This window comes from Variovorax sp. P1_H12_2, from assembly GCF_056405335.1.
The window spans coordinates 1-9,153 of record NZ_JBFUCI010000256.1 but is presented as its reverse complement, the minus strand read 5'-3'; the positions used below and the strand labels follow the sequence as shown (position 1 = coordinate 9,153).

The window sequence follows — 9,153 nt, the reverse complement described above, 5'->3', positions numbered from 1 at the left end:
GATCCAGCAGATCCTGGAACCGCTCTTTCCCGGCTTGATGGGCGTGCGCCTCGTCACGCTGGAGCCCGAGCGCGTCGTCGCCGAGCTCGAGGTGCGACCCGAGCTGTGCACCGCCGGCGGCATCCTGCACGGCGGCGCCTACATGGCTTTCGCCGACACGCTCGGCGCGGTAGGCACGATCATCAATCTCCCGCAAGGCAAGCGCACCACGACCACCGATTCCAGCACCAAGTTCATCGGTGGCGCGCGCAGGGACACCACGGTCGTCGGCGAATGCCTGGCGCTGCACCGCGGGCGGACCACGATGGTGTGGCAGACCACGATCAGGTCGGCGCAAGGCAAGCTGTGCGCAGTCGTCACGCAGACGCAACTGGTCATGGATGCGTAGTCCCCAAGGCACCGTGAAGAATTCGCAGGATTTCGTCGACTTCGTGAAGGATCAGCTGGACGCCTTTCGCGACCTGCGAGGCGCCCGCCTGTTCGGTGGCGTCGGGCTGTCGGCTCATGGCGTGCAGTTCGCGATGATCATCGGCAACGTGCTCTATTTCGTGGTCGACGACACGACGCGCCCGGCTTATGAAGCCATGGGCAGCCAGTGCTTCTCCTACGCCACGCGGGTGCGGCGCGTCGAGGTCCGGCGCTACTTCGCGCTGCCGGCCGAACTGCTCGAAGATCGCGAGCGGCTGATGGCCCTGGCGAGGGAATCGCTGAAGATTGCCGCCAGGCCGAGGAAGGCCAGGGCATGAGGCAGCCAGCCCCCTCGCCCACCGACCCCTGGCTCGAACGCTGGCTGCCCCTGGTGGCCGAGCGCGCCGGCGGCCAGCCGATCCTGGAGCTCGGCTGCGGCAGCGGGCGCGACACCGAAACGCTGGCCAGCGCCGGGCTGGCGGTGGTGGGCATCGAGCTCAGCGACGAAGCCATCGAAGCGGCCCGCGCCCGGGCGCCCTCCGCACAGTTCCATGGCCAGGACATCCGCGAGCCCTTTCCGCTGCCCGCCGGCACCTGTGGGGTCGTGCTCGCAAGCCTCTGCCTGCACTACTTCGACTGGCCCGAGACGGTCGAACTCGTCGAGCGCATCCGGAGGCAGTTGCGGCCCGGCGGCGTGCTGCTGTGCCGCCTCAATTCGACCCACGACTTCCAACATGGCGCCAGTCGCGATCCTGACCTCGCGGACAACTTCTATCTGGTGGACGGCGTGCCCAAGCGCTTCTTCGATCGCGCCGCGGTCGACCGCCTGTTCGCCACCGGCTGGCGGACGCTCGGCAGGGAGGAGCAGGTGGTCGAGCGCTATGCGCAATCCAAGGCACTCTGGGAGGTCGTTCTTGAGCGGCGGCACTGACGCGGCGATCGAGGTCGCCGGCTACGACACCGCCTGGCCCGCGCGCTTCGAAGCCGAGCGCCGATTGCTGCAGGCCTACTCGGAGGCCAATACCCCGTTCGTCCAGCGCGTGCTTGCAGGCCCGGGCAACTGAAGACACCATTCGAATCACGCTCGACCCCGTTCACACAAAGAACAACCGTCATGTCCATCCAGCTCTGGCTCGCCTTCGTCGCCGCATCGGCGGTGCTCCTGATCATCCCCGGGCCGACCATCCTCACGGTCATCAGCTACTCCGTGGCCCACGGCCGGCGTGCCAACGCGCCGCTGGTGGCCGCGGTCGCGCTCGGCGATTCGACGGCGCTGGTGGTGTCGCTGCTCGGCCTCGGCGCGCTGCTCGCGACCTCGGCCTTCTGGTTCACCGCGATCAAGTGGGCGGGCGGGCTGTACCTGCTCTATCTCGGCATCAAGCTGCTGCGCGCCGGCATCTCGCCCGCCGTTCTTGCCGCCCCCGCGGCCCCCGGCTCACGCTGGCGACTGTTCGCCAACACCTACCTGGTGACGGCGCTCAATCCCAAGGGCATCGTGTTCTTCGTCGCCTTCCTGCCCCAGTTCATCGATCCGCGCACCAGCGTGACGCCGCAGTTGTGGGTGCTGGCCCTGACCTTCGTGGCCATGGCCGCGCTCAACGCCACGCTCTATGCGGTGTTCGCGGGCTCGGCGCGCCGGCTGCTGGCGTCGCCGCGCGCGCAGCGGCGCTTCAACCTCACCGGCGGCTCGCTCCTGTCGGCCGCGGGAATCTGGGCATTGCTCGCCCGGCGGCCGGCTTGAAAATCTGCGGACCTGCGCGGCGCGGCGCTCGAGATGGCATGACCTCCCTTCGTTGTCCGTCGCTGGCGCTGGCGCTGGCCGCGGTGCTCGCGGCGCCGGCCTGGGCGCTTGCCAGCTTCGACGAGGTCCGGCGCGACTTCCATCCATCCGACACCGCGGTGCTGGACCGCGACGGCGCCCTGCTGCAGCGCGTGCGCACCGACGCCCGCGTGCGGCGCGGCGAATGGATCGCCCTCGCGGACATTTCGCCCGCCTTGCGCAGCGCCATGCTGCTGAGCGAGGACAAGCGCTTCTACGAACACAGCGGCGTCGACTGGCGCGCGGTGTCCGCCGCGGCCTGGGGCAATGTCTGGAACACCCGCACCCGCGGCGCCTCGACGATCACGATGCAGCTCGCCGGCCTGCTCGACGACGATCTGCGGCGCGCCGGCGGCGGCCGCAGCCTGACGCAGAAGCTCGGCCAGTCGGTGGCGGCCCAACAGCTGGAGCGCGGCTGGCGCAAGGACCAGATCCTCGAGGCCTACCTGAACACCGTGCCCTTCCGCGGCGAGATCGTCGGCATCGACGCCCTGTCGCGCACGCTGTTCGGCAAGGCGCCGCATGGGCTCGACGCGCGCGAGGCGGCGGTCGCCGCGGCACTGGTGCGGGCACCCAACGCCAAGCCCGCGCTGGTAGCGCAGCGGGCCTGCGAGTTGATGCGCGTGATGGAACCCACCGGCAAGCCGGACTGCGATGCGCTCGACATGTTCGCCAGTGCGGCGCTGCAGCGGCGCGCCTTCGATCCGAGCGAAGGGATCGCCCCGCACCTGGCGCGACGCGCCTTGAAGGACGCCGGCACGGCCCAGCCCGTTCGCACGACGCTGCGGGCTCCGCTGCAGCGCTTCGCGCTCGACGCGCTGCAGCGTCAGCTGCGCGAACTGCGCGGGCGCAACGTCGAGGACGGCGCGCTGGTGGTGCTCGACAACGCCAGCGGCGAGGTGCTGGCCTGGGTCGGCTCCTCGGGCGCGCTGAGCCGCGCGGCCGAGGTCGACGGCGTGCTCGCACAGCGACAGCCGGGCTCGACCCTCAAGCCCTTCCTGTACGCACAGGCGATCGCCGAGCGCCGGCTCACGGCGGCCTCGCTGCTGGACGACTCGTCGGCGCAGATCAACACCGCCGGCGGGCTCTACATCCCGCAGAACTACGACCGCCAGTTCAAGGGCTACGTCTCGGTACGCACCGCGCTGGCGGCCTCGCTCAACGTGCCGGCTGTGCGCACCCTGGTGATGGTGTCGCCCGAAGCCTTCGCGCGGCAGCTGCGCGCAGCCGGGCTGCCGCTGGCGCAGAACGGCGACTACTACGGCTACAGCCTGGCGCTGGGCAGCGCCGAGGTTTCGCTGCTGACACTCACCAACGCATACCGGACGCTGGCCAACGGCGGGCGCTTCGGCGACACGCGCTATCTGCCCAGCCCCTCGTCCGCAGCGGGAGCCAACCACAGCGCCATCGATGCGCGCGCAGCCTTCATCGTCGGCGACATCCTGGCCGACCCCAACGCCCGCGCCCGCACCTTCGGCCTCGACAGCGTGCTCGGCACCCGCTTCTGGAGCGCCGTGAAGACCGGCACCAGCAAGGACATGCGCGACAACTGGGCGATCGGCTGGTCCGGGCGCTACACCGTCGGCGTCTGGGTCGGCAACGCCAGCGGCGCGTCGATGTGGGAGGTCAGCGGCACCAGCGGCGCAGCGCCGGTCTGGGCCCAGCTCATGGGCTTCCTGCATCGCCAGGAGCCGAGCCGGGCGCCGGCGCCGCCGGCAGGCGTGGTGCAGGCCCGCGTGCGCTTCGGCGACGACCTCGAGGCGGCCCGCGGCGAATGGTTCATCGCCGGCACCGAGCAGCCGGTGTTCGCGATCGCGCCCGATGCATCGGYGGCCGAAGCGGCGCCGCGCATCAGGGCGCCGTCCGACGGCACCATCATCGCGCTCGACCCCGATATCCCGCCCAGCCGCCAGCGCGTGCGCTTCGAGGCCGAAGGCCGCGGCGTGCAATGGCGCATCGACGGCAGGCCCTTCGCGCGCGGCGCCAGCGCGCAATGGCTGCCGTGGCCGGGGCGGCACGTGGTGGAGCTGCTCGATGCGCGCGGCCAGGTGGCCGACCAGGTCAGGCTCGAGGTGCGCGGCGCCGGCGTGGTGGCGAGCGCGAAGCGCTGAGGCCGGCGCGAAGCGCCGCGCGACGTCGCCCGGAAGGCGTCCGACATCTGTCAGCCGGAACCGATGGCCGCTCATGGGCAAACGGCGTACAGGCATCCCGCGCCACGGCCCACGGCATCGCAGGGTACAGGCTGCTGTCCGGTCAAGCCCACCGGGTCTATACCTTCATGCATGGGAGTTCGCTCCACCACTTCCACGGAGGCCGTGATGCTGATCAAGATGACAACCGTGCCGCAGGGACAAGACCCCCATGTCGTGGTCGCCTGGATCCGTGCCTGCATCTGGGCCGGCGTCGAAGGCTGGCCGTTCTGCAGGCTGAAGTAGGAAGCTCGGGCGGTCCGACGATGGACGAGGGATTCTGAGCCGTGTTTCGCAACGCTGTCGGCGGGGCGTCCGGAAAGGGGCGCTCGAGCGCCGCAGATAATAGGCATTGCGCAGCCACAGAACCCAGGAGCCCTTTCCCGTGCCAGACCTGTCCAAGATCACGACCATCGAAGACCTGCGAGTCATCGCCAAAAGTCGCGTGCCACGCATGTTTTACGACTACGCCGATTCCGGCGCATGGACCGAAGGCACCTACCGCGCCAACGAAAGCGACTTCCASAAGATCCTGCTGCGCCAGCGCGTCGCGGTCAACATGGAGGGCCGCTCGACCCGCACCACGATGATCGGCCAGGAGGTCACGATGCCCGTGGCGATCGCCCCGACCGGCCTGACCGGCATGCAGCAYGCCGACGGCGAGATCCTSGGCGCGCTCGCGGCCAAGGCCTTCGGCRTKCCGTTCACGCTCTCGACCATGAGCATCTGCTCGCTCGAGGACATCGCCGAGAAGACCGATCGCCATCCGTTCTGGTTCCAGCTCTACGTGATGCGCGACCGCGACTTCATCGAGCGCCTGATCGAACGCGCCCGCGCCGCCAATGTCTCGGCGCTGCAGCTCACGCTCGACCTGCAGATCCTCGGCCAGCGCCACAAGGACATCAAGAACGGCCTCACCGCGCCGCCCAAGCCCACGTTCAAGAACCTGATGAACCTCGCCACCAAGCCGCGCTGGTGCATGGGCATGCTGGGCACCAAGCGCCGCACTTTCGGCAACATCGCGGGCCACGCCAAGGGCGTGAAGGATCTCTCCTCGCTGTCCTCGTGGACCGCCGAGCAGTTCGACCCGACGCTGAGCTGGGCCGACGTCGAGTGGATCAAGAAGCTCTGGGGCGGCAAGCTGATCCTGAAGGGCATCATGGACGTGGAAGACGCGCGCCTCGCGGCGGCCAGCGGCGCCGATGCGCTGATCGTCTCGAACCACGGGGGCCGCCAGCTCGACGGTGCGCCTTCCTCGATCGCCGCGCTGCCGGCGATCGCCGAGGCGGTCGGCACCGAGATCGAGGTCTGGATGGACGGCGGCATTCGCAGCGGCCAGGACGTGCTCAAGGCGCGCGCACTGGGCGCCCACGGCACCCTGATCGGCCGCAGCTTCCTCTACGGCCTGGGCGCCTTCGGCCAGGCCGGCGTGACCCGCGCGCTGCAGATCATCCAGCGCGAACTCGATCTGACCATGGCCTTCTGCGGCCGGACGCAGATCGACGACGTCGACTCGAGCATCCTGCTGCCCGGCACCTTCTGAAGGTGCGCAAAGGCCGACGGCGGCGCGTCAGTCCTCGGCTTCCCAGATCGCCGGGTAGCGACGCACGAAGCCGTCCGGCGTGACTTCCAGCATCGCCTCGTAGTCGAAGCGCGGTGCGCTGTACCAGTAGTCGCGCTCGCTGCGCCGCTCGTAGCGCTGCTGCAGTTCGCTCAGGCCGCCGCCGTCCAGGTCCAGCCAGGCCACCGGGGCATCCGCAGCCTCGCCGGGCGCGAGATGCAGCCTTCGAAGCTGCAGCAGATTGGTCGCCGGCGTGAACCCCAGGTCCAGATCGACGCAATGGCCGAGTTCCATCGCCGGCGCATCGTTGAGCTTCCACCCGCCGTGCGCATCGCGCACGATCGACAGGTCGATCCCCTCGCCTCCGAGCCAGCCGCGCACCGTGCCCCACTGCGTGTGCCACGCGCGATCGCAGCGCACGCGATAGTGCAGCTGCGCGACCCTTCCGTCCTCATGGCGAAATGCCGCCCCGCCGTCGATCTGCCAGTTGTCGCCCTGGCGCTCGAGCCGGCAGACATCGTGCCCCGGCTGGCCGAGCCGGCGCCACAGGATCGAAGCGAGGGTCTGCATGAGCCGGATCATGGCACCGGCAGGCCGCGCAGCGCAAGCGTCGATCGGCACGCCGACACGCCCATCGGGCCGTCCAAGCAGTGCCAGTCGGGCGCAGCCGCAGCAGCGACAATTGCAGGCGTGACGACCGCACCGATCCGCCGCATCGCCCACCTCGACATGGACGCGTTCTACGCCTCGGTCGAACTGCTGCGCTACCCGCAGCTCAAGGGCCTGCCGATGGTGATCGGCGGCGGTCGCCGCAAGGTCGACGAGGCCCTGCGCGCGATGCCCGCAGGCGGCACGCTGGCCGACATCCCGGTGGCCGCCTTTCCGCTGCTCAAGGACTACGCGGGGCGCGGCGTGATCACCACCGCGACCTATGCGGCGCGGCAGTTCGGCATCGGCTCCGCGATGGGGCTCATGAAGGCTGCCAAGCTGTGTCCGCAGGCGCTGATCCTGCCGGTGGACTTCGACGAGTACCGCAAGTACTCGCGCCGCTTCAAGCAGGTCATCACCGAGATCGCGCCGGTCATGGAAGACCGCGGCGTCGACGAGGTCTACATCGATTTCACCGAGGTGCCGGGCGGCCAGCGCGAGGGCGGGCGGGTGCTGGCGCGGCTGATCCAGAAGTCGATCCTCGACGCCACCGGGCTGACCTGCTCGGTCGGCGTGGCGCCGAACAAGCTGCTCGCCAAGATGGCGAGTGAATTCGACAAACCCAATGGCATCTCGATCGTGTTCGAGAGCGACCTGCAGGCGCGCATCTGGCCGCTGCCCTGCCGCAAGGTCAACGGGATCGGCCCGAAGGCCGACGAGAAGCTGCAGCGGCACGGCATCCGCACCATCGGCGAACTGGCCTCGAAGGATCGCGACTGGCTGGTCGCGAACTTCGGGAAAGCCAGCGGCGCCTGGATGCATGAAGTCGCCTGGGGCCGCGACGACCGGCCCGTGGTCACCGAAAGCGAGCCGGTCTCGATGAGTCGCGAGACCACCTTCGACCGCGACCTGCACGCGGTGCGCGACCGCGCCGAACTCGGCGCCATCTTCACCCACTTGTGCGAGAAGCTGGCCGAGGACCTGCAGCGCAAGGGCTACGTCGGCAAGACCATCGGCATCAAGCTGCGCTACGGCGACTTCAAGATCGCGACCCGCGACCAGACCATCGAGGGCTTCACGGCCGATCCAAAGGCGATCCGCCGAATCGCGGGCCAGTGCCTCAAGCGGGTGCCGCTGGAACGCCCGCTGCGCCTGCTCGGGGTGCGCGTGGGCGCGCTCGCCAAAGCCGGTGAGGTTCAGGTGGAGGCGACCCCCCAAAGCGGCCCGGCAGGCCGCGGCAGATCATCGTCCGACGGTGCCGCAGCCCGGACCGCCTCGCTGTTCTAGCGCTGCGGGGCCAGCGCCGGCACGCCGGCCTGCCACTGCGGCCAGTTGACGACGATGTGATCGACCACGCGGCTGCCGACCAGCTCGATGTTCTCGACCGTTTCGGCAAAGCCGCCCGCGGTTTCGCCGGGCGCCGGGTCCAGATGCTGCAAGGTGGTCTCGCGGGGATTGCCCTGGTCGAAATTGACCGCGCCGCGCAGGCTCATCACGCGATCGGTGCCGTGCTGGCGCTTGATCACCAGCGTGATCGCGGCGGCTTCCATCTCGGTGATCACATAGTCGTCGGCGCCATACAGCTTCGCGATGTACTGCGCCTGGTTCGACATGCCCGGGCCGTGGAAGAAGGTGTCGCCGGTCATGTGGGTGCCGGTGCCGACGAAAGGCGCGCGCCGCGCAGCCGCCTGCGGATAGCGCAGGCGGTAGGCCTTGGCCGAATCGGAGTCCTTCAGCGGCGTGTCGGCCGAGAGCATCATCGCCCAGGCGACCAGTTCGGGATTGAGCTTGAAGCGGCGGTACTCCTCGTAGCCCTTGCGCGGCATGAAGGTCGGCTCGCCGGACTTGTTCTCCTCGGGTGCCCAGCGATGGCCGAGGTCGTAATCGACCAGCCAGGTGGCCCAGTTGACCTCACCGATGGTCCCGCGCGAAGGAGGCGTGCCGGCCACCCCCGAAATCACGTAGTAGGCTTTGGAAAAATCGAACTTCGGACTGGTCAGGATGGCCTGCATCGACGACGACGAATTGACCTTGCCCATGCCGAGCACCGAACCGCAGACGCCGTCGGCGTTGCAATACACCGGTTGCAGCGCACCGGGCACCGTGACCGGCGTCGCACTCTTCCAGTAGCGCTCGTACCAGTGCTGGAATTCACCGGCGCGGTCGCCGGTGTTCTTGCCGATCTCGAACATGGCGCCGACAAACACCTTGACCTTCACGGGCTCGGCCACGGGCGGCTGGGGCGTCGAAGCGCAACCCGCGGCGAATGCACCAACGGCAGACAGTGCCACCCAACGGGCACGGCGGGACCAGACAGGGGACATGGGAATACTCCGGTAGGAAATGGCGTGATTGTCGCAAAGCCCGTGCCCGCCGGTGCCGGGACGCCCACGCGTGTGGTGGCGCCAAAAACGCAAAAAGCCCAGCCTTTTGAGGGGCTGGGCTATTTGGGGCTGTAAGAGCCTGACGATGACCTACTTTCACACGGGAACCCGCACTATCATCGGCGCTGAGTCGTTTCACTGTCC

At 69.1% G+C, this 9,153-nt stretch carries 11 protein-coding genes; 9 read left to right on the top strand and 2 right to left on the bottom strand.

Annotation, left to right across the window (positions count from 1 at the left end; genetic code table 11):
* Position 1 precedes the first annotated feature (1 nt).
* From AC1D2K_RS22525 to AC1D2K_RS22490, 8 genes are all read left to right on the top strand, one after another.
* On the top strand, positions 2-388 hold the full coding sequence (locus tag AC1D2K_RS22525; protein ID WP_478091118.1) for a PaaI family thioesterase: 387 nt from the start codon (positions 2-4) through the stop codon (positions 386-388).
* Complete coding sequence (locus tag AC1D2K_RS22520; protein WP_478091116.1) at positions 381-746, top strand: TfoX/Sxy family protein; 366 nt, start codon at positions 381-383, stop codon at positions 744-746. Before AC1D2K_RS22525 ends, AC1D2K_RS22520 begins: the two co-directional genes overlap by 8 nt.
* The gene (locus AC1D2K_RS22515; RefSeq protein ID WP_478091114.1) at positions 743-1,339 is read left to right on the top strand and encodes a class I SAM-dependent methyltransferase; all 597 of its coding nucleotides are present in this window, start codon (positions 743-745) and stop codon (positions 1,337-1,339) included. Before AC1D2K_RS22520 ends, AC1D2K_RS22515 begins: the two co-directional genes overlap by 4 nt.
* The gene (locus AC1D2K_RS22510; protein WP_478091113.1) at positions 1,323-1,472 is read left to right on the top strand and encodes a hypothetical protein; all 150 of its coding nucleotides are present in this window, start codon (positions 1,323-1,325) and stop codon (positions 1,470-1,472) included. Before AC1D2K_RS22515 ends, AC1D2K_RS22510 begins: the two co-directional genes overlap by 17 nt.
* 50 nt (positions 1,473-1,522) lie before the next feature.
* Positions 1,523-2,149, top strand: coding sequence for a LysE family translocator (locus tag AC1D2K_RS22505; RefSeq protein ID WP_478091111.1), 627 nt, complete (start codon positions 1,523-1,525; stop codon positions 2,147-2,149).
* A gap of 38 nt (positions 2,150-2,187) precedes the next feature.
* A complete protein-coding gene (gene pbpC / locus AC1D2K_RS22500; RefSeq protein WP_478091110.1) occupies positions 2,188-4,338 on the top strand; it encodes a penicillin-binding protein 1C in 2,151 nt (716 codons plus the stop codon).
* A gap of 171 nt (positions 4,339-4,509) precedes the next feature.
* Positions 4,510-4,662, top strand: a complete 153-nt coding sequence (locus tag AC1D2K_RS22495) for a hypothetical protein (RefSeq protein WP_478091108.1) — start codon at positions 4,510-4,512, stop codon at positions 4,660-4,662.
* Positions 4,663-4,801: 139 nt separating this feature from the next.
* Positions 4,802-5,959 (top strand): alpha-hydroxy acid oxidase, encoded by a 1,158-nt coding sequence (locus tag AC1D2K_RS22490; protein ID WP_478091107.1) that lies wholly within the window; start codon positions 4,802-4,804, stop codon positions 5,957-5,959.
* 27 nt (positions 5,960-5,986) lie between these two features.
* Here AC1D2K_RS22490 and AC1D2K_RS22485 read toward each other — a convergent pair whose 3' ends face one another.
* Complete coding sequence (locus AC1D2K_RS22485; RefSeq protein ID WP_478091105.1) at positions 5,987-6,547, bottom strand: putative glycolipid-binding domain-containing protein; 561 nt, start codon at positions 6,545-6,547, stop codon at positions 5,987-5,989.
* 159 nt (positions 6,548-6,706) lie between these two features.
* Here AC1D2K_RS22485 and AC1D2K_RS22480 point away from each other — a divergent pair, with 159 nt between their 5' ends.
* A complete protein-coding gene (locus tag AC1D2K_RS22480) occupies positions 6,707-7,912 on the top strand; it encodes a Y-family DNA polymerase (RefSeq protein WP_478091119.1) in 1,206 nt (401 codons plus the stop codon).
* On the opposite strand, the gene AC1D2K_RS22475 is transcribed toward AC1D2K_RS22480, so the two are convergent.
* On the bottom strand, positions 7,909-8,856 hold the full coding sequence (locus AC1D2K_RS22475) for a purine-nucleoside phosphorylase (RefSeq protein ID WP_478091104.1): 948 nt from the start codon (positions 8,854-8,856) through the stop codon (positions 7,909-7,911). The two genes, AC1D2K_RS22480 and AC1D2K_RS22475, sit on opposite strands and share 4 nt — an antisense overlap.
* Positions 8,857-9,153 lie beyond the last annotated feature (297 nt).

What these genes read in the sequence shown, in the direction of transcription:
- AC1D2K_RS22520 (WP_478091116.1), top strand. Translation starts at nt 381, where the DNA reads ATGCGTAGTCCCCAAGGCACCGTGAAGAATTCGCAGGATTTCGTCGAC.
- AC1D2K_RS22515 (WP_478091114.1), top strand. Translation starts at nt 743, where the DNA reads ATGAGGCAGCCAGCCCCCTCGCCCACCGACCCCTGGCTCGAACGCTGG.
- AC1D2K_RS22505 (WP_478091111.1), top strand. Translation starts at nt 1,523, where the DNA reads ATGTCCATCCAGCTCTGGCTCGCCTTCGTCGCCGCATCGGCGGTGCTC.
- AC1D2K_RS22495 (WP_478091108.1), top strand. Translation starts at nt 4,510, where the DNA reads ATGGGAGTTCGCTCCACCACTTCCACGGAGGCCGTGATGCTGATCAAG.
- AC1D2K_RS22485 (WP_478091105.1), bottom strand. Translation starts at nt 6,547, where the DNA reads ATGCAGACCCTCGCTTCGATCCTGTGGCGCCGGCTCGGCCAGCCGGGG.
- AC1D2K_RS22480 (WP_478091119.1), top strand. Translation starts at nt 6,707, where the DNA reads ATGGACGCGTTCTACGCCTCGGTCGAACTGCTGCGCTACCCGCAGCTC.